This window comes from Amaricoccus sp. W119 (assembly GCF_047275745.1).
Taxonomy (GTDB): Bacteria; Pseudomonadota; Alphaproteobacteria; order Rhodobacterales; family Rhodobacteraceae; genus Amaricoccus.
The window spans coordinates 1-20,268 of sequence record NZ_JBKQWU010000056.1; the positions used below are offsets into that span (position 1 = coordinate 1).

Below are 20,268 nucleotides of genomic sequence, written 5' to 3' on the forward strand. Positions count from 1 at the left end.
CGTTCCTCATAATGCTCGGCGCAATCGCGGACCTGATTGCAATGCCGATGTTCCGATGGCGAGTGGTGCCGGTGGCCGGCAAAGCCTGATCACCAGGGTATTCTTCAACGGCCCCGTCGTGCATTTTCAAAGGAATGCGCTGGCCCATGCCGGCAAGAACAGCCGCGTTCGCCAATGTCTCTCGGACCATTGGCGTTCCCTTGGCTCACGGTGTCCGCCTTCATCGCCACCGCCTTCGCCCAGCCCGACCACGCGGCCGCCTCGGCCCAGTGGCGCCTGGTCGCCGACCAGGTGCGGAGCAAGGTGCCGAAGCTCGCCATGCTCATGGATACGGCCGAGGAGGACGTGCTCGCCTACATGACCTTTCCCCAGCAGCACCGAGCGAAGTTACACTCAACGAATCCGATCGAGCGTCTGAACGGCGAGATCAAGCGGCGCACCGATGTCGCCGGGATCTTCCCGAACGAGGCGTCGATCCGGCGGCTCGTCGGGGCTATCCTCATGGAGCAGACCGAGGAATGGACTGTCCAGCGCGGTCGCTATCTCACGCTGGAAACGCTCGCGCCGATCCGCGATGATCTCACCGTCAGCTTGCCTGCCGCTCAGCGCGACTGACCAGCTCCGCCCGCCAGTCAGCGCCAGGCCCGCCGTGAGCTACACCAACAGATGGGGCACGATCGGAAGGCGGGCCGTGCAGCTGATTCATTCTGCGAAGAAGATCACGGGCGACCGACGATGCGTGTTCCCTTCGGTTGGCTCGGCGGCGTGTCCGATGTCGGAGAACACGGAGCTATGGCTGAATTTGGGTGACGCGTCCTGATTCAGCGATAGCTCTCATGACCGGATCGAAGGGTGGGCCGCCGCCCTTGGTTCCAACTGAACGGTTCAGCGCCGCCTCGAGCTCGGGCCGGAACATCTCGAAATCCACCGCCTCTGCGAAAGCCTCGAGCCGGTCGCCAAGTTCGCTCGGTCGCCTCATCCGGTCGTCGAAGTCAAAGAACCCAGGCTGCCTCGGCATGCCGATCTCCCGGGCAGATCCCTGACCGAGAGTGAATCAGCAAACCGCCCCGAGGGCGAGGCTTTTCGAGGTACTCAGCTGAAACGCCCCCCGAACCGCCGTCATCGCTCAGGGGACGCTGCGCGGGTTCGGGATTCCCGCATGAAGGAGATGAAACCGCGCAAGCTCTCCCTGACATGCAGTTCGATCCTTCGGCTCGGATCGAAACTCCACCAGAGCAGGGATCCCTGCCACTGCGTTGCGAGGATCAGGCCGGCGCTTTCGGGAAGGTCGGGGGTGTCCGCGAAGCACGCGCCGAGAGCACGGCGCAGGGTCTCCATCCAGGCGACGCCGCGGCTCCGCAGAACCGGGTCGCGCAGATCCTCCCGCAGAAGGCGCAGCGTGTCCGCGTAGCCTTCGATCTCGCCATACTGGGCCGAGAGCCCGACCAGCATCTCGATCGCGCCATCCGGGGTTCTCGGGACCGCCTCCGCGAGACGCACGGTCTCTTCGTCGAGCCGATCCCAGGCGTGGAGCAGCGCGCTTCGCTTCAATTCGACCTTGTTCCCGAAACGCTGGACCAGCGTGGCGCCGGACAGGCCGCAGCGCTCCGCCAGGCTGGCGAAGGTCAGGGCCTCCGGCCCGCGCTCGGTCATCAGCGCGAGCGCCGTTGCCAGGACCGCTTCGTCGGACTGTGTCTTCGGTCGGGGCATCTTGACTTCCGTTAATAACCGAATGATCATTTATAAATGAGGCGATCGATGGATGCCAGTCGTTCTCGCGGGATCGGAGGTGGCGATGGGGCTCGTGGGCAAGATCGCGCTGGTCGCAGGTGCGACGCGGGGCGCCGGTCGGGGGATCGCGATGGAACTGGGCGCGGCGGGGGCGACGGTCTATGTGACCGGCCGGACGACGCGTGACCGGCAGTCGGAATACCGGCGGCAGGAGACGATCGAGGAGACCGCCGAACTGGTTTCGGCGGCCGGCGGGAAGGGCATCGCGCTGCGCGTCGACCATCTGGTCGCCGACGAGGTTCGGGGTTTGGTCGAGCGGATCCGCGCCGATCAAGGTCGGCTCGACATCCTCGTCAATGACGTCTGGGGCGGAGAGAAGCTGTTCGAATGGGACAAATCCGTCTGGGAGCACGATCTCGAGAACGGCCTGGGCCTCCTCAGGCTCGGCATCGACACCCATCTCATCACGGCCCATTTCGCCCTGCCGCTGATGATCGAGCGGGAGGGCGGCCTCCTGGTCGAGGTCACCGACGGCACGGCCGAGTATAACGCCGAGCATTACCGGCTCTCACCTTTCTACGACCTCGCGAAGGTGGCGGTGAACCGGATGGCCTGGGCGCATGCGAAGGATCTGGCGCGACATGGCGCGACCTCGGTCTCGCTGACGCCCGGCTGGCTGCGTTCGGAGATGATGCTCGACCACTTCGGGGTGACGGAGGGGAACTGGCGCGCGGCGACGGTGAAGGTCCCGCATTTCGTCATCTCGGAATCCCCGCGCTTCGTTGGCCGCGCGGTGGCGGCGCTGGCCTGTGACGTGCAACGGGCGCGATGGAACGGGTGCTCACTCTCCAGCGGCGGGCTGGCGCGGGTCTACGGTTTCACCGACCTCGACGGCTCCCGCCCCGACGCCTGGCGCTACATCGTCGAGGTGCAGGATGCCGGCGAACCGGCGGATGCCACCGGCTACCGGTAAGCCCGGGCCGCGTCACCCCGGCACCATGCGCGCCCCGAGCGAGGCTCCGCCGCGTCGTGGAAGTCGGGGGGAGGCGGACGGTTTTCTCCGGGCCCGCCTCTTTCGCGGGCGGGCCGGACGGCCTATGGTCCCCCGTCCACTCAGCTTACCGCCAGGCAGACCGTTCGCTCCCTCGCCCAGCTGATCGGATTCCCGATGACCCGCTCCTCCGCCTCTACCGGATCGGCCAGCGCACCGCGCCGACGCGGGCGCCCCGGTCCTCGCCGGCGAACTCCCCTGACATTCGGAGACATATAGTGAGACCAAGCGTGATCATCGCGGCCATGCCCGCGGTTCTTGTCATCGGCGGCGCGGCGGGCGCGCAGGCGCCCGAGGATTTCGCGGATACCCTCGTGTTGCCCACGATCAGCATCGACGCGGCGCAGGACGACGGGCTCGTGCCGATCTCCTCGGCGATCGCCACCAAGACCGACACGCCGATCGAGAGGATCCCGCAGGCGGTCTCGATCATCACCCGGGAATCGCTCGAGCAGCGCCGGCCGCGGAGCCTAGAGCAGGCGATCTCCTATGCGCCCGGCATCGTGTCCTCGCCCTGGGGCCAGGACGCGCGTTTCACCCAGTTCCTCGTGCGCGGCTTCGACATCGGCCCCTATGGCACCTATCGCGACGGGCTGCCGCAGAAGGTGATCGGCTTTTCCGGCTTCGTCATGGAGCCCTATACGCTCGAAGGCATCGACGTGCTGAAGGGGCCGAACGCGGTGCTCTACGGCGAGACAGACCCGGGCGGGATCGTCAACGCGGTCACCAAGCGTCCGAGCTTCGAGCCGCTCCGGAGCGGTTTCCTGACCTACGGGCCGTTCGATTCCTATCAGGCCGGCATCGATGTCGGCGGCCCGGTCGGCGAGGGCGGGGCACTCGCCTGGCGGCTGACCGGGCTCTGGCGCGATGGCGAAACCGGGGTCGAGAACTCCGAGGACGATCGCCAGCTGATCGCCCCGGCGCTGACCTGGCGGCCGGATGATCGCACGGAGATCACCGTCCTCACCAATTTCCAGAGCGACGGTACCACGCCCGGGCTCTACCGGCCGGTCCCGGGTGAGGATTATCCGGTCTCGAGCGGAGATCTTCCGGGCTGCATTTGGGACACCTCGCCCGAGGTCGCGCATTTCGACGCGGACATGGCCTCTGCGGGCTATCTCTTCTCGCACGAACTGGCGTCGGGCGTCGTGATCCGGCAGCAGGCCCGCGTCGCGCGGCAGGAGACGGATTACCGCGACTTCTACTTCAACGGCATGACCTCCGATACCGAGATGAACTTCGCCGATTTCTCGGTCAGCGAGACGGCGGAGACGGCGGCGGTCGATACCCAGGCGCAGGTCGACTTCGCGCTCGGGGCAATGGAGAACACGCTGGTCCTAGGCTTCGACTACAGCCGGATGGAGGCGGATTCCGAATATGGCTACGATGCGAGCTACGTGATCCCGATCGAGAACCCGGTTCTCGATTTCCCGATGCCCGACCCAGGCATCTACTACGACGGCGTGCAGACCGTCGAACAGTACGGCGTCTACGCGCACAACCAGGTCGAGCTGACCGACCGGCTCTTCGCGAGCTTCGGCCTGCGCCAGACCTGGGTCGAGAACCGGTTCGACGATCATTTCGCCGGCGACGACACCAGCCAGGACGACCGGAAGCTCGTCTGGGATGTCGGTGCCACCTATGATCTTCCGGGGGGCATCACCCCTTATGCGAGCTATGCGACGGGGTTCGTGGTCGACACCGGGGCGGAGTTCGACGGCACGCTCTATGAGCCGACCGAGGCGGAGCAGGTCGAGGCCGGGCTGCGCTGGCGGCCGGAGACGTTCAATGCGCTGTTCTCGGCGGCGCTCTACCAGATCGACAAGACCAACGTGCTGACGACCGACCCCGACAACATGGGCTTCTGGGTCCAGACCGGCGAGGTCCGCCATCGCGGCCTGGAACTGGAAGCGAATGTCTCGCTCGCCGAGGGCCTGTCGGCGGTGGCGGGCTACAGCTACATCGACGCCGAGATCACCTCGAGCAACGACGGCGACGAGGGCAACCGTCCGGCGCTCGTTCCCGAGCACGAGGCGTCGCTCTGGGCGAACTACGCCTTCCAGACCACGCGGCTCGACGGGCTGAGCTTCGGCGCGGGCGTGCGCTATGTGGGATCGAGCTATGGCGATTCGACCAATACCCGCGAGACACCGGCGCATACCCAGGTCGACGCGGCGCTGCGCTACGCCCGAGGCGGGGCCGAGGCGGCGGTCAATGTGACGAACCTCTTCGACAACGACTACTACTCGATCTGCTACGCCGGCGGCGGATGCGCCAAGGGCGACGAGCGGCAGGTCCAGTTGACGGTGAGCCTGGCGTTCTGAAGCTCACCACCTGGTGGATAACGGTGCGCGGGCGGCGGCTCGGGTCAGGCGGTCACAGCGGGCCGCTCGAGTTCCGGTGTCGGCTCGACGAGCCCGAACTCGTGGCGGAGCGCGTCGGTGATGCCGGCGACACAGACATCCAGGATGAGCCGTCCCTTCTCGACGCTCGCTGCCTTCGCCGACGAAAGCGTGCCCGGGGCGGGTGTGCGCTCGGGGATGACCGGGAAGCTGTCATAGGGCGGGAACGTCGCAGGCGCGTGATCCTTCACCCGGTCCATGTCCACCAGTTCAGGGTAGAGGGCGAGCATGAGCGAGGTCTCGAATACCCCGCCGTGCTCGATGTCCCAGCCGAGAAAGCCTTCGGGATAGAGCTCTCCGATCACGGTCGGGTCGTTGATGAAATCCCAGTAGGACAGGACCGTTACGCGGAAGTCGTCGATGCCCGCGTAGCGCAGGTCGCGCAAGCCGAGGTCGATGCCTTCGACCAGGAACATCGTATTCTCGAAATGCCCGTTCATGACACCCAGCCGGCGCACGCCATGTCGGGCGAGCTCGCGGATGATGTCGCGGACGGTGCTGGTCACCGTCGCGCCGTCGAGGCTCGTCGTGCCGGGGAAGTGATTGCCTCCGCCCGACTTCTGCTGCGATTTGTAGCCGTATTGCAGCGCCGGCGCCACCAACGCGCCGATCCGCTTCGCCACCCGTTCGCAGACCGCGACCGGCAAGAGCACGTCCACGTTCATGCTCATGTGGTGCCCGTGCTGCTCGAGCGCGCCGACCGGCAGCAGGACCGGCGCGCCGCCGTCGCTCACCCGGTCGGCATAGGTCTTCCAGTCCATCTCGCCGATGAATACGCTGGTCTTCATGTGAGCCCCCTTTGCCCTTTTCGCGATGCCCGACGTGGTTCCCGCGCGGGAACCACGTCGTCTAGCGCATCCTCAGGCCGCGCCCGTGCCGGGCATCTCCGCCCGGTACTCGGCCGCGGCGCTCTTTGCGATCGACACGCACNCCGCGCGGGAACCACGTCGTCTAGCGCATCCTCAGGCCGCGCCCGTGCCGGGCATCTCCGCCCGGTACTCGGCCGCGGCGCTCTTTGCGATCGACACGCACATCAGCACGAGGATGACGGAGAACGGCAGGGCGGCGATGATCGCAGCTGTCTGCAGCGTGCTGAGCGCCGCGCTGCCGCCGACCACCAGCAGCACCGCCGCGATAACCCCCTCCAGAATTCCCCAGATCGTGCGGTGGCGGTGGAGCGGATGCTCGTTGCCTTCGCTGAGGATCGTCGTGACGACGAGCGTGCCGGAGTCCGAGGAGGTCACGAAATAGGTGATCACGAGGATCGTGCCGGCGACGGCCGCGACTACGCCGAGAAAGCCGAGTTCCATGGAGTCGAAGGTCGCATAGAGTGCCGTGGCGACATTGTCCTTGACCGAGGTGACGATCCCGGCCGTTCCGGTCAACTCGGCGTTGAGTGCCGTCCCGCCATAGGCGGCGATCCAGACGAAGGAGAGGAGCGAGGAGACGCCGACCACACCGAAGACGAATTCCCGGATGGTCCGTCCGCGCGACACGCGGGCCACGAACACGCCGACGAACGGCGCCCAGGATATCCACCAGCCCCAGTAGAAGACCGTCCACCAGCCCTGCCACATGTCGCGCCACGTGGCGTCGTCGCCGGCCGGAACCGATTCTACGTAGAGGTTCAGCGGCAGGAGGTTGTACAGATAGGTGCCGCTGACGGTCAGGAGCGACCAGAGCAGATAGCGCGTCGGCCCCCAGACGAAGAAGAAGACCAGCAGAGCCAGCGTCAGCCACATGTTGACCTCGGAGAGCCACTTGATCCCGCGGTCCAGCCCGGACAGGACCGAGCAGAGCGCGATGGCGGTGATGGCGACGATCAGGATCAGCTGGACCTGCGGTGAGATCGGAATGCCCCAGATCGAGTTGAGCCCGGAATTGATCTGCTGCACGCCGAGGCCGAGCGAAGTGGCGATCCCGAACAGCGTGGCAAAGACGGCGATCACGTCGATCAGAGTGCCGATCCAGCCCTCCACGCGATCGCCGAGAAGCGGATAGAGCGTATAGCGGATGCCAAGCGGCTTCTTCAGCCGATAGGCGACGAAGGCCAAAGCCAGCGCTGCGACGCAGTAGATCGCCCAGGCATTGAGTCCCCAGTGAAAGAACGCGATTTCGAGCGCCTTCCGCGCCGCCGCCTCGCTTTCCTGGCTCGCACCGAATGGTGAGCCGTCCGCGTAGTGGAAGACCGGCTCGGCGATCGACCAGAAGATGATGCCGATACCCTGGCCCGCGGCGTAGAGCATCGCGAACCAGGTGAAGTAACTGTATTTCGGCCGTTCGTCCGGGTCACCGAGGCGGAGCGTGCCGTATTTGCTGGCGGCGATCCAGATCAGAAAGACCAGAAACAGCCCCGCGAGCGCGACGTACCACCAGCCGGCGTAGAAGGTGACGAAGGTCCTGGCCTCGTCGATGAGCCGCGCAGACTGCTCCGGAAAGCCGAGAGTCACGGCGATGAAGACGAAGACGACGGCGGCCGAGATCAGGGACGAGTAGGGATTGATCCCCCTGAACGGACCGGACTGGATAACCATGGACTGCTTCCTCCGGCTTGGGCGTGGATGCGCGGGTGCGCGGGGCGGGGCTCGTTCTTGTCGTTCCCGGCTGGGCCCTTTGGTCCAGTGTTACCGCGCGGCGGGATCGCCGCGCGGTAACGCTGGAACGGAGGCCCGACCGGCTCAGGCGACCTTGGCGGCCTTGCCTTGCACGATCAGGTGCTCGGGGCCGTAGGGGAAGCCGGTGATGTTCCGGTTGCCCTCCTCGGTGATGACGAGGATGTCGTGCTCGCGGTAGCCGCCGGCGCCCGGCATGCTCTCCGGGATGGTGATCATGGGCTCCATCGAGACGACCATTCCCGGCTCCAGCACGGTGTCGCAGTCCTCGCGCAGCTCCAGCCCCGCCTCGCGGCCGTAGTAATGGCAGAGCACGCCGAAGGAATGGCCATAGCCGAAGGAGCGGAACCGCAGAAGGTTCTCGGTCGCGTAGATCTCGTTCAGCTCCTTCGCGATGTCCGAGCAGCGGTTGCCCGGCACGAGCAGTTCCTTGCCGCGGTCGTGGACGCGGCAGTTGATCTCCCAGAGCCGGATGTGTTCATCGCTGGCGGTCTCGGCGAAGAGCGTCCGTTCGAGCGCCACGTAATAGCCCGCCACCATCGGGAAGCAGTTGAGCGAGAGGATGTCGCCGCGCCCGATCCGCCGGCTCGTCACCGGGTTGTGGGCGCCGTCGGTGTTGATGCCCGACTGGAACCAGGTCCAGGTGTCGAGCAGTTCGGCATGCGGCCAGGTCCGGGCGATCTCGCGCACCATGGTCGCGGTCGAATGCAGCGCCACCTCATGCTCGGGCACGCCGACCGCCGTCGCCTCGACGCAGGCGGCGCCGCCGACATCGGCGATCCGCGCCATCTCGGTGATATGGGCGATCTCCTCCGCCGACTTGACCATCCGGAGCCGCATCGCAGGCGCGGCGATGTCGACGAAATCGACGCCCGGGAACTCCGTCCGGAGCAGGTTCAGGAGATCGATGTTGACGTGATCGAATTCGATCCCGATGCGCTTCGCCCCGCCGACGAGCTGGCGGACGGCGTGGAAATAGTTGTCCCGGCTCCAGTCGGTGTAGGTGACATTGCCGCCGAAGGTGCGCCGCCAGGGCTGGCCGCCGTCGATGCCGGCGCTGACGCTGGTCGCGCCGTCATGGGTGATGACGAAACCGTAGCGGCGGCCGAACTGGCAGTAGAGGAAATCCGCGTAGTAGTTGATGTTGTGATACGAGGTGAAGAGCGCCGCGTCGATGCCCGCCTCGGCCATATGGGCGCGGATCGCGTCCTGACGGCGTTCCATCTCGGCGGCCGAGAAGGTCGGTTTCACCCTGGCGCCATTGCCGGTGTAGTCCTGAAAACGCTCGCGCTCCATTCCACATCCTCCATGTCATCGATGTTCGAGTTGGCTTGAGGATGCCCATGGCGGCCCGGCTTGTCAAAAGACGGTTTCTCGTGTGAGCATGAGCTGAGCTCATGGAGGCCAACGCATGACCCAGGTTCCGCTGAACGCTCTGCGCGTCTTCGAGGCGGCGGCCCGCCACGGCAGCTTCAGCGCCGCCGCCGAGGAGCTCTGCGTCACCCAATCCGCCGTCAGCCACCAGATGCGCCAGTTCGAGACCTGGCTCGGCGGCCCGCTCTTCGCGCGCGAGGGCAACCGGCTCCGCCTCCTGCCCCACGGCGACGCGCTGGCGCGGACGCTGGGCGCTTCCTTCGCCGAGATCGAGCAAGCCTGCCGCCGCGCGCGCCGCGCCTCGGGGCCGCCGACGCTGGTGATCGCCGCGATCCCCTCGATCGCGGTCTGCTGGCTCGTGCCGCGGCTCGCGGATTTCCGCGCGCGGCATCCGGGGATCGACATCCGGATCGTCTATGCGATCCACGGCCAGCGGATCGATTTCACCGACATCGACTTCGCCGTGGTGTTCTCGGAGGGGGCGCCCGCCGTCGAGGGTGTCCGGGCGACACCGTTTCTGCCGGGGATGAGCGCGCCGGTCTGCAATCCGCGACTGGCCGCCGAGATCCCGTGCGGGGACCTCGGACCGGCGCTGCTCGCGGCCGGCCTCCTGCACGATTCTAACCTCGACGGCTGGCGCGAATGGCTGCGGCGGGCCGGGATCGAGGCGCCCGAGGTGCTGCCGGGGCCGGTGTTCGAGGACTTCAACCTGCTCCGCGCCGCGGCGCTCGCGGGCCAGGGCGTGGCGCTCTGCCCGGTCGCGCTGATCGGCGATGACGTCCGGGCGGGGCGGCTCAGGCAGTTGTCGGAGATCACCGTCCACGACGACCGCGGCTATCACCTTCTGGAACGCTCCCTGGCAACCCCGCCCGAACGGAAGGCCGCCGAAGCCTTCCGCGCCTGGCTGCTCGACACGCGGAGCGAGATGGGCTCCGCGGGCTGACACACCCCTTCCGCGTCGGCTTGCCGGCCGTGCCGAGCGGAATGGCGGGGTAGGGATAAGCCTCGGCTAATGCCTGGCCGCTGGGCATTCTCGTTTGCGCCAAACCCCCCTCCCGCGGATCTTTCCGGAAACGGGGGCCGGAACATTGGGGTCGGCTCGGGAAAGGGAGGCTCATGGCAAAGCATTTCGGCATCGGCGCCATCGCCTGCGCCGCGACAATCCTCGTCGCGGGGACGGCGGACGCCAGCGAAACGGAGTACAAGCTCATCCTGACGAGCGAGGCGGGCGATCACGACTCGCCGATCGGAACCGCCATGCGGCGCTGGGAGTCGCTGATCGAGGAGGCCTCGGCCGGCCGGATGCAGGTCGAGGTGTTCTATCAGGGCGAGCTCGGCGGGCAGCAGGAACTGTTCGACCAGCTGCTGCGCGGCAACATCGACATGATGATCACCTGGCCGCAAACCTCCTACGACCAGCGCATCGGCGTGAACTACATCCCCTATTTGGTGCTCGGCTGGGACGATGCCATCGCCGCCTTCTCGCCCGACGGCTGGGTGCGGGAGCTGATGGCGCCGATCTACGAGGAGATCGGGCTGAAGTACATCGGCCCCTTCCCCGAGGGTTTCGGCGGTATCGCGACGCAGGGCCGGCACGCGACGAATGTCGAAGCGGCCCGCGGGATCAAGGTCCGCTCGCAGCCGGTCTTTCCCCTGCCGCAGACCGTGAACGCCATGGGGTTCGAGGCCGTCCCGATCGACTGGGCCGAAGTCTACACATCGCTGCAGACCGGGGTCGTCGACGGCGACTCGTCCAACGTGATCTACTGGGACTACCAGTATTTCGGCGACGTTCTGGATTACTTCGTCCAGTCCTCGCACAATTTCTCGTCCTACAGCCTGCTGATGAGCGACAAGGTCTGGGACGAGATGGACGCGGCCGACCGCGCGATCGTGGAGACCGCGGCGCGCGACGTGATCGACCGTCAGTTCCAGGAGGCGCGCGCCGAGGACGAGCGCTGGATCGCCGCCGCGCAGGCGGACGGCATGGAATACGTCGTGCCGAGCGACGCGGAAATGACCGCCTGGGTGGAGCGGGTCCGCGCCGAGGTCTGGCCGGGGATCGAAGCGAGCCTCGGCGCCGAGATCATGGATGTCGTGCGCGCGAATGCCTCGGTCCCCGGCGAGTGACGCCAAGGGGCAAGACGGAAAATCCAAAAACAGGGGGAGGAAGGATGCAAGCCTTCAGGGTTCTCGACGAGATTCTGATTCGGATCATCCGGCCGGTCGTCGTTGTGATCGGTCTCGGCGTCGCGCTCTTGCTCGCGATCGGCATCGTCTCGCGCGCCGTTCTGGGTCAGCCGGTCTTCGGGCTGGAAGAGATCATGCTGCTCGCGATCATGTGGTTCTACATGCTGGGCGCGGTCCTGGCCTCGCGCGACGGCTCGCATCTCAAGGCGGATTTCGTCGATGTGATGACCGATGATCCGACAATCCGGCGGGTGGCGGCGATCGCCTCGACGATCGTCTCGATCCTCGCATCGCTGGCGTTCTGCTACTGGGCCAGCGATTTCATCGCCTTCGGCCTGTCGCGCGGGCAGGAGACGCCGGTTTTCGGCCTGCCGTTCTGGGTGTCGCAGATCAGCCTCCTGGTCGCGGCGGTGACACTGACGCTCTACCTCTTGCGTGACCTCGTGATCCTGCTGTCCGGACCCCCCCCCGCGCGACGACGCGCAACGGGTCGTGGAGTAATCGTCATGGAAGCTCTCTTCGCAATCGTGGCGCTGATCGTCTTCATGCTGATCGGCGTGCCCGTGGTCTTCGCCTTCGCCGCGATGGTGGTGATCCTGACCTTCTTCTACGACGTCGCCTGGTCGATGCCGATGATCACCGGCTACTGGACCGTGAACTCGGTCATCCTCCTCGCGCTGCCGCTCTTCGTGATGACCGGCTATCTGATGGAGACCGGGGGCATCGCCCGGCGCCTCGTCAACTTCGTCGAGGCGCTGGTCGGCAAGTCCCGGACCGGCATGGGCTCGTCGATGATCGTCTCCTGCGGCATCTTCGGCGCCATCTCCGGGACGGCCTCCGCGGCGGTGGCCTCGATCGGATCGATCCTGATCGAGCCGATGGAACGGCACGGCTACACGCGCGGCTATACCAGCGCCATGCTGGGCGTCTCGTCGCTCCTCGGCCTGCTCATTCCGCCGTCGATCACCATGATCCTCTACGCGGTCGTCACGCGCCAGTCGGTCGCTGCCTGCTTCCTCGCGACGATCGGGCCGGGGATCGCGCTCATGATCGTGCTGGCGCTGTTGAACCGGCTGCATGTCGCGCGCAAACTGGGCGGCGATGACGAGAAGATGCCCTGGGGTCAGCGCATGTCCGAGATCGGCACAACCGGATGGAAGGCGATCCCGGCTCTGATGCTGCCGGTCATCATCCTCGGCGGGATCTACGGCGGCATCTTCACGCCGACCGAGGCGGCGGCGGTCTCCGTGGTCTATGCGATCCCGGTCGGGCTCTTCGTCTATCGCGACCTGAAGCCGAGGATGATCTTCAACGCGATCGTCGAGGCGGCGGCGACGACCGGCGTCATCATGATCATCCTGCTCTTCTCCTTCGTCGCGAGCCGCATCTTCACCATCGAACGCGTGCCGCAGCAGCTGACCGAATTCCTGCTCGGCAGCTTCCAGAGCCCGGTCGTCATCCTGCTCATGGTCAATGTCTTCCTGATCCTGCTCGGCATGATCATGGACGATGTCAGCGTCATCGCCATCGTCAGCCCGCTCATGGTGCCCGTCATGGCCGAGATCGGCGTCGATCCGATCCATTTCGCCGCGATCATCGGCACCAGCGTCGTGATCGGCGCGAACAGCCCGCCGATGGCGCCGATCCTCTTCATGGCCTGCCGGGTCGGCCGGGTGAAGATGCCGGAAGTGATCGGGCCCGCGTTCTACTTCATGACCTTCGGCGCGCTGCCGGTCATGCTGCTGACCACCTACTGGTCACCGCTCGCCTTGTACCTGCCGCGGCTCTTCGGTTTCATCGAATGACAGTCTCGACCGAAAACGCCGATCTCAAGACAAACGACAACAACGGGAATGCCTCATGATGCCCAGATTCAAGCTGGAAGGGATCCATACCCCCATCGTCACGCCGATGAAGCCGGACGGCGCCTTCGATCTGGACGGGCTGGCGGATGTGGTCGAGCATCTGGTCGGGAGCGGCGTGCATGGCCTGATCTCGGGCGGATCGACGGCCGAGAACTATGCCCAGACCGTCGAGGAACGCCTTGAACTCGCGCGCTTCATCAAGGAGCGCCTGAACGGCCGCCTGCCGCTCTTCGTCGGCACGGGCGCGCTCCGGACGCCGGATTCGCTGGCGCTGGCGGCGGGCGCGCGGGAGATCGGCGCCGATGGCATCCTGCTCGGGACGCCGCCCTATTCGGTGCCGACCGAGCGTGAGAACGCGCTGAACGCGCTTGCCATCGACCGTGCCGCCGACCTGCCGATCATCCTCTACAACTATCCCGGCCGCATGGGCGTCGAGATGGGGACGGAATTCCTCGACATCGTCGGCCGCTCCCGCAACGTCATCGGCATCAAGGAAAGCTCGGGCGACATCAACCGCGTCCATCTGCTGGCGCGCGACTATCCGCATATCCAGATGTCCTGCGGCATGGACGATCAGGCGCTCGAATTCTTCGCCTGGGGCGCCCAAAGCTGGATCTGTGCCGGATCGAACTTCCTGCCGGAGGAGCATGTCTTCATGTACGAGACCTGCGTCCTCAATGGCGATTTCGCCAAGGGCCGCCGGATCATGTCGGCGATGATGCCGCTGATGCGGGTGCTGGAGCAGGGGGGCAAGTTCATCCAGTGCGTCAAGCACGGCGTCGAGATGGCGGGGCTGCGCGCCGGGCCGATGCGCCCGCCGCTGCGCGGGCTCAACAAGGACGACAAGCGGGAACTAGAACAGGTCGTGCGCGCGCTGAAGCGCTCGATCGCGGATATCAAGGCGGGGAACTGAGACATGGGCGACCTTCTGACACGCGACGAATACGCCGCCATCGCGCGCGAGCTGACCCCGCCGACGAGCGCCTTCATCGACGGTGGTTTCCGGCCCGCGAAGTCGGGCAGGACCTTCGAATCCGTCAATCCGGCGACCGGCGAGAAACTGGCCGACATCGCCGCCTGCGACGCGGAGGATGTGGATTTCGCCGTTTCCAAGGCGCGCGAAGCCTTCGACGACGGGCGCTGGTCGGGACTGCGACCGGGCGAGCGCAAGGAGGCGCTGTTGCGGCTCTGCCGGCTGCTGGAGCGCGATAGCCACGAACTCGCGGTGCTGGAGAGCCTCGATTCCGGCAAGACCATCTATGATTGCGAAACCGTTGACGTGCCGGAGACAATCCACTGCCTGAGATGGCATGCCGAGCTGATCGACAAGATCTACGATCAGGTCTCGCCCGCCTCCGACGACCATATCGCCATGGTGGTGCGCGAGCCGGTCGGCGTCGTCGGCCTGGTGCTGCCCTGGAACTTCCCGCTGCTGATGCTGGCCTGGAAGATCGGCCCGGCGCTCGCCGCCGGCTGCTCGGTCGTCGTGAAGCCGGCCGAGGAAACGACGCTGACCGCGCTGCGCGTGGCGGAACTGGCCCATGAGGCCGGTCTGCCGGCGGGCGTGCTCAACGTCGTGACCGGCGGTGGCGCCGAGGTCGGCGAGCCGTTGGGAAAGCACCCGGACGTGGACATGGTCTCCTTCACCGGATCGACCGCGACCGGCCGCCGCTTCCTCCGCTATTCGGCCGACAGCAACCTGAAGGAGGTCGTGCTGGAGATGGGCGGCAAGAATCCCTGCGTCGTGATGGACGACGCCGAGGATCTCGACAGCGTCGCCCAGCATGTCGTCAACGGCGCCTTCTGGAACATGGGCGAGAACTGCTCCGCCGCCTCGCGCCTGATCGTGCACCGCGCCGTCAAGGAGACGCTGCTCGACAAGGTCCGGGCCCATGCGCGGGCCTGGAACGTCGGCGATCCGCTCGACCCTTCGGTCCGCGTCGGCGCGCTGGTCTCGAAGGCGCATTTCGACAAGGTTCGCGGCTATCTCGCCCGGGCCGAGAAGGGCCAGATCGTCATGGGCGGCGGCGACAGCGACGGCGCCTTCGTCGAGCCGACGGTCATCGACGTGGGCACCAATGACAACGTGCTGGCGCGCGAGGAGATCTTCGGCCCGGTCCTCTCCGTCATCACCGTCGGTGGCTTCGACGAGGCGATCGCGGTTGCCAATGACACCGAATACGGCCTCGCAGCCTCGATCTTCACCGCCAATGCCAAGCGGGCGATCCGGGGCGCGCGCGCGATCCGGGCGGGCACCGTCACGGTCAACAGCTTCGGCGAAGGCGACATCAGCACCCCGTTCGGCGGCTATCGGCAGTCGGGCTTCGGCGGGCGCGACAACTCGATCCACGCGCATGACCAGTATACCCAGCTGAAGACGATCTGGATCGACCTGACCGACACGATCGACGCCGGGGTGGCCTGATGGCCCGGGTCGGCTTCATCGGCGCTGGCGAGATCGCCTCGGCGATGATCGGGACCATCGCCGGGGATGGCCACGCGATCACGGTTTCCCGCCGCAACGAGGAGGTGTCCGCCCGGCTGGAGCGGGCCCATCCCGGCCTGCGCCGCGCCGACAATCAGGAGGTTTTGGACGCGAGCGATGTCGTCGTCCTGTGCCTCCTGGCCGAAACGGCGCGGCGGGAACTGCCCGGGTTGCGCTTTCGCGCGGATCAGGCGGTGATCTCGGTCATGGCGGGCATGTCGCTCGATGAATTGTCGCGGGCCTGCGCGCCCGCGACCGACATCTGTGTGGCGATCCCGCTGCCGCCGCTGCCGCTTGGCGGCACGCCGCTCGCCGCCTATCCGGCGAGCCGCGCGCTGGCCGAGCTGTTCGGGCCGCATGCGACCATCCATGCCTGTCCCTCGGAAGAGGCGCTGAACGCGCATTTCGCGGCGACCGGCCTGCTCCTGCCGCTGCTCGACCAGATCGACGTGGGCGCGACCTGGCTCGCCGAGTTCACCGGCGACCGCGCGGCGGCGGCCAGCTATCTCGCGGGGCTGCTGGGCGGCTATTGCCGGATGCTGACCGCCCCGGACGCACCCGATCTGGCGCGGATGCGCGCGGGTCTCGGAACCGAGGGGGGCCTGAACTACACGCTCAGCAAGGCGCTGGCGGACAATGGAACTCCCGCGGCGCTGAGCGATGGGCTCGACGGCCTGCGCGCCCGCCTCGGCCTTCCCGAGAAGACGCGATGACCCGCGAACCGATGCCCGCGGGCGGCTTCGTGGCGAAGCGGCTGCCGGTCCATGCCGGTGGAGCGGGCTGGAACGCGATCCTCGGCCCTTCTCCGGCGCCCCGGCCGCTCCGGGGCGACATCACGGCCGATTTCACCGTGATCGGCGCGGGCTTCGCCGGATTGTCGGCCGCGCGGCGGCTCTTCCAGCTGGACCCTTCGGCTAGGATCGTCGTCCTCGATGCCGGCCGCGTCGGCGAGGGCGCGGCGGGGCGCAATTCCGGCTTCATGATCGACCTGCCGCATGACCTTACCTCGGACGATTACGGCGGCGAAGCCGGGGCCGAAGCCGGGGGCGAAGCTGGAGGCGAAGGCGGGGACGGCGGCCTGATCAGGCTCAACCGCGCCGCCATCGAATTCGCGCGTCGGGCGGTCGAGGAGTACGGGATCGCCCCGGGCTATTTCGATCCGATCGGCAAGACCAACGGCGCGGTCACCGAGGGCGCCCATGCGCGCAACCTCTCCTACGCGGAGCATCTGCGGGGCCTCGGCGAAGCGCATGAAATGCTGGACCAGCAGGCGATGTCCGAGCTGACCGGCAGCCGGTACTACCTCTCCGGGCTGCATACGCCGGGAACGGTCCTGCTGCAGCCCGCGGGATACGTTCGCGGGCTCGCCGAGGGTCTCTCGCGGCAGGCCGCGATTAATCATGTTGCGATCCACGAGGAGAGCCCGGTCACCGGCTTCCAGCGCGAGGGCGCCGGCTGGCGGGTCCGGACGCCGGCCGGGTCGGTGTCCACCGCCCGGATCATCCTGGCGAACAATGGCCATGTCGAGAGCTTCGGCATCGCGCGTGGACGGCTCATGCATATCTTCCTCTTCGCCAGCATGACGCGCGAACTGGACGCGGACGCGGTCCGGCGGCTGGGCGGGCAGGCGCGGTGGGGCATCACGCCCTCCGATCCCATGGGAACCACCGTGCGCCGCATCGGGCCGGATCAGGGTGGCCACCGGATCGTGGTCCGGACCTGCGCCGAATTCTGTCCCGGCATGGAAAGCTCCGAGACGACGATGCGGCGCGCGACCAGGGTCATGCGCGAGAAGTTCGAGGACCGCTTCCCCGCGCTCAGTGACGTGAGGATGGAGCATAGCTGGTCGGGCCATCTCTGCCTGTCGCGCAACGGCGTCTCGGTGACCGGCGAAATCGAGGACGGCGTCTTCGCCGCCTGCTGCCAGAACGGCCTCGGCACCGCGCGTGGCACCCTGACCGGGATCGCGGCGGCCGAGACCGCCCGCGGCGAAAGCTCGGCGGTGACGCGGTTCTTCGCGGGTCAGCCCCGGCCGACCCGCCTGCCGCCCGCGCCGCTCGCGAAGCTGGGCGCGACCGCCTATCTGCGCTGGAAGGAATGGCGGGCGCGAAAGGAATAGACCAGGGCCGGGAGCGGCGCCGAGACGCTTGCCGGGCGCGGGCGGTGACGCCTAGACTTGGCCATGCAGATCAAGCGCCGCTACCTGCCCTCGCTCGGAACCTTCGCCACCTTCGAGGTGGCCGCGAAACATCTGAGCTTCACGCTGGCCGGCGAGGAGCTGCACGTCACCCAGGCCGCGATCAGCCAGCAGATCCGCGGTCTGGAAAAGGCGCTCGACACCCGGCTCTTCCATCGAAAGCACAACAGCCTCGAACTGACGCCCGCGGGCGAGCTCCTGCTGCGATCGGTCAGCCGGGGGCTCGATCACATCTGCGACGGGGTCGATGCGATCAGGCGGCCGCTCGCGAGCGCGGTCATCACCTGCTCGGGGACGCACGCGGCCGTGACGCGCTGGCTGAAACCCTATGTGGACCGGTTCCGGGCCGGAATTCCGGAGGCGCGTTTCGTGCTGCTGGCCTCGGACGAGGATGACGCGCTGCGCAACTTCGACGATGTCGATGTTTCGGTCATCTGCGGCAACGAGCGCTGCGATGTCGGGGAGCAGCTCTACTACCTCTTCCCCGAAACCGTCGAGCCGCTGTGCAGCCCGGAATACCTGCGCGCGTTCGGCCCCTTCGATGGGCCCGGCAGCCTGGCCGGCGCCGACCTGCTCGAACTGCATCGCAAGCACTGGACCGACGGGGCGATCGGCTGGCGCCCCTTCACCTGGGAGAACTGGTTCGAGGCGAAGGGCCTCGCCATCCCCCGGGTCGCGCCCTCGCTGGTGAGCAACAGCTACGGCCCGCTCATGGACGCGGCGATGAACGGCGAGGGGCTCATTCTCGGCTGGCATCATCTTGTCAGCGGCGAGGTCGAGGCCGGACGGCTGCGCCGCCTGTTCGATGAACCACTCGCGGTCGGGCGCGACTACTATCTCAAGCTGAACACCGCCGCGCTCGACAAACCCCATGTCCGCGAGTTCGTCGATTTCATCCTCGCGGACCTGACGATTGGCGACGCGGCCGAGAGCGGCGAGCCGGACGGCGCGGACCAGCCCGTGCCCGGCGTTCCCGAGGACCGCTAGCTCAGCGGGCACCGGTCCGGCTTCGCGCTCCGGACCATGCCTCCTATGCCGAGGCCCGCATCATCAGCCGGGCTTCGAGCAGCCCGTGTTCCGGCTCGGCCCCGTCGCTCCCGCGCCGCCCTTCCATGCGGTCGAACAGCATCGCAAGGCTGCGCGCCGCGAGGCCCTGATAATCCTGCGCCACCGTGGTGAGGGCGGGGCAGGTGAAGCGGGAGAGCGGGTGGTCGTCGTGGCCTGCCACGCGCAGCTCCGAGCCGGGCCCGATGCCGACCCGCGTGCCGAGCGCATAGGCGGCCGCCAGCATCCCGATCGCCATGCGATCGTTCGCGCAGAGCACCGTCCGGGTCGGAAAGCCGCCGCCGCGCAGCATCCGCGTGGCGACATCATGGCCGATCTCCTCGAAACCCCAGGCGTCCGGATCGCCAGGCGCGATCACATGCGGCTCGGCCCCGAGCCGCGCCATCGTTTCGAGATAGGCCTCCGTCCGCTCGCCCGCGTTCTGATTGACGCGCGGCATCTCGAGGAAACAGGGCGGCTCGCCGGAGCGGCAGAGGTAGTCGACGATGAGCGAGATGCTCCGCCGGTTGTCGTTTCCGACGAAGGGAATCCGGTCGCTCACCCGGCTGTCGAGGAAGACGACCGGCACTTCGTCGTTCAGCTGCTCGATGCGCGCGACATTGGCGCCCGTTCCGAGCGGCGCCACGATGGCACCCGAGATGCGGAGCGAGCGCAGCGTATCGAGCGCGTTCGCCTCCAGATCGCTCTCACCGTGCGAACTGAGCACGATCGCCCAGTAGCCGGCCTCCGCGCAGCCGAGTTCGATCCGGCGCACGACCTCGGCGTAGAAGGGATCGACCAGCCGCGGAACGATGACGCCGATGTTTCGCGGATTTCTCCGGTTCAGGTTCATCGCGAACATGTTCGGGTGATAGTCGAATTTCTTCAGCGCGGCTTCGATCTTCTCCCGCGTCGATTTCCGGACGCTGTCCGGGTCGTTGAAATACCGCGAGACCGTCGGCCGCGAGATGCCGCTCGCAGCGGAGAATTCTTCCATGTTCCTGATCTTCGCCGCCACGACACCCCTCCCTCGTCGCTCCACTCCGCTCCGCTTTGGCGCGCGGCGCGAGCGAAGGATACCGCATACGGGCGCTGTGATGAAAGTTCACGGGCACCGCCTTCGTATCAACCGGGTATGTGTCGTCAATGTATCGCGTGCAAAACTTGGAACTGATATATGTACCAGTTCTAGACTCAGGACTCATAACCAGAAGATGACGGTCGCTGCGATGCGGATGGCACTCATGAATGTGTGGGCGCATCGGTTGTATCGAGTGGCGACGCGGCGCCGGTCCTTGAGCCTGCCGAACTTGCGCT

The 20,268-nt window shown here is 66.9% G+C and carries 16 protein-coding genes and 1 pseudogene; 11 read left to right on the forward strand and 6 right to left on the reverse strand.

Translation table 11 applies throughout. From position 1 onward, the window contains the following. Positions 1-118: 118 nt before the first annotated feature. A pseudogene (locus tag ACLJK8_RS18475) lies at positions 119-615 on the forward strand (transposase); the annotation flags it as partial. A 504-nt stretch (positions 616-1,119) separates the two neighbouring features. Here ACLJK8_RS18475 and ACLJK8_RS18480 read toward each other — a convergent pair. Then, positions 1,120-1,710, reverse strand: coding sequence for a TetR/AcrR family transcriptional regulator (locus ACLJK8_RS18480; RefSeq protein WP_413151818.1), 591 nt, complete (start codon positions 1,708-1,710; stop codon positions 1,120-1,122). A gap of 52 nt (positions 1,711-1,762) precedes the next feature. Here ACLJK8_RS18480 and ACLJK8_RS18485 point away from each other — a divergent pair, with 52 nt between their 5' ends. Together ACLJK8_RS18485 and ACLJK8_RS18490 are read left to right on the forward strand one after the other, a co-directional pair. Continuing rightward, positions 1,763-2,704, forward strand: coding sequence for an SDR family oxidoreductase (locus ACLJK8_RS18485; protein WP_413151819.1), 942 nt, complete (start codon positions 1,763-1,765; stop codon positions 2,702-2,704). 296 nt (positions 2,705-3,000) lie between these two features. Continuing rightward, positions 3,001-5,106, forward strand: coding sequence for a TonB-dependent siderophore receptor (locus ACLJK8_RS18490; protein WP_413151820.1), 2,106 nt, complete (start codon positions 3,001-3,003; stop codon positions 5,104-5,106). 44 nt (positions 5,107-5,150) lie between these two features. Here ACLJK8_RS18490 and ACLJK8_RS18495 read toward each other — a convergent pair whose 3' ends face one another. The 3 genes from ACLJK8_RS18495 to ACLJK8_RS18505 form a co-directional block, all read right to left on the reverse strand. Next, positions 5,151-5,972, reverse strand: a complete 822-nt coding sequence (locus tag ACLJK8_RS18495) for a creatininase (RefSeq protein ID WP_413151821.1) — start codon at positions 5,970-5,972, stop codon at positions 5,151-5,153. Between the two features lie 174 nt (positions 5,973-6,146). Continuing rightward, positions 6,147-7,718 (reverse strand): BCCT family transporter, encoded by a 1,572-nt coding sequence (locus tag ACLJK8_RS18500; protein ID WP_413151822.1) that lies wholly within the window; start codon positions 7,716-7,718, stop codon positions 6,147-6,149. A 144-nt stretch (positions 7,719-7,862) separates the two neighbouring features. After that, positions 7,863-9,092 (reverse strand): aminopeptidase P family protein, encoded by a 1,230-nt coding sequence (locus tag ACLJK8_RS18505; RefSeq protein ID WP_413151823.1) that lies wholly within the window; start codon positions 9,090-9,092, stop codon positions 7,863-7,865. Positions 9,093-9,207: 115 nt separating this feature from the next. Between ACLJK8_RS18505 and ACLJK8_RS18510 the strand changes: the two genes are divergently transcribed. The 8 genes from ACLJK8_RS18510 to ACLJK8_RS18545 all read left to right on the forward strand — a co-directional run bounded on the left by ACLJK8_RS18510 (position 9,208) and on the right by ACLJK8_RS18545 (position 18,894). Continuing rightward, complete coding sequence (locus ACLJK8_RS18510; protein WP_413151824.1) at positions 9,208-10,113, forward strand: LysR family transcriptional regulator; 906 nt, start codon at positions 9,208-9,210, stop codon at positions 10,111-10,113. Between the two features lie 173 nt (positions 10,114-10,286). Continuing rightward, positions 10,287-11,300 (forward strand): TRAP transporter substrate-binding protein DctP, encoded by a 1,014-nt coding sequence (dctP, locus tag ACLJK8_RS18515; RefSeq protein ID WP_413151825.1) that lies wholly within the window; start codon positions 10,287-10,289, stop codon positions 11,298-11,300. Positions 11,301-11,344: 44 nt separating this feature from the next. Then, positions 11,345-13,165, forward strand: coding sequence for a TRAP transporter large permease subunit (locus ACLJK8_RS18520; RefSeq protein ID WP_413151826.1), 1,821 nt, complete (start codon positions 11,345-11,347; stop codon positions 13,163-13,165). A gap of 55 nt (positions 13,166-13,220) precedes the next feature. Continuing rightward, positions 13,221-14,138, forward strand: a complete 918-nt coding sequence (locus tag ACLJK8_RS18525; RefSeq protein WP_413151827.1) for a dihydrodipicolinate synthase family protein — start codon at positions 13,221-13,223, stop codon at positions 14,136-14,138. 3 nt (positions 14,139-14,141) lie between these two features. Continuing rightward, positions 14,142-15,650 carry an aldehyde dehydrogenase gene (locus tag ACLJK8_RS18530; protein WP_413151828.1) on the forward strand — a complete coding sequence of 503 codons (1,509 nt, stop codon included), beginning with the start codon at positions 14,142-14,144 and terminating at the stop codon, positions 15,648-15,650. Next, complete coding sequence (locus ACLJK8_RS18535) at positions 15,650-16,423, forward strand: NAD(P)-binding domain-containing protein (protein ID WP_413151829.1); 774 nt, start codon at positions 15,650-15,652, stop codon at positions 16,421-16,423. The genes ACLJK8_RS18530 and ACLJK8_RS18535 overlap by 1 nt, the downstream gene beginning before the upstream one ends. After that, complete coding sequence (locus ACLJK8_RS18540) at positions 16,420-17,829, forward strand: NAD(P)/FAD-dependent oxidoreductase (RefSeq protein ID WP_413151830.1); 1,410 nt, start codon at positions 16,420-16,422, stop codon at positions 17,827-17,829. Before ACLJK8_RS18535 ends, ACLJK8_RS18540 begins: the two co-directional genes overlap by 4 nt. 63 nt (positions 17,830-17,892) lie before the next feature. Then, positions 17,893-18,894, forward strand: coding sequence for a LysR family transcriptional regulator (locus ACLJK8_RS18545; protein ID WP_413151831.1), 1,002 nt, complete (start codon positions 17,893-17,895; stop codon positions 18,892-18,894). Between the two features lie 43 nt (positions 18,895-18,937). Here the strand turns inward: ACLJK8_RS18545 and ACLJK8_RS18550 are convergent, their stop codons facing one another. Next, positions 18,938-19,969, reverse strand: a complete 1,032-nt coding sequence (locus tag ACLJK8_RS18550; RefSeq protein WP_413151832.1) for a LacI family DNA-binding transcriptional regulator — start codon at positions 19,967-19,969, stop codon at positions 18,938-18,940. A gap of 183 nt (positions 19,970-20,152) precedes the next feature. Beyond that, on the reverse strand, positions 20,153-20,268 hold a 116-nt coding region (locus ACLJK8_RS18555; protein WP_413151833.1), incomplete at its 5' end, for a transposase.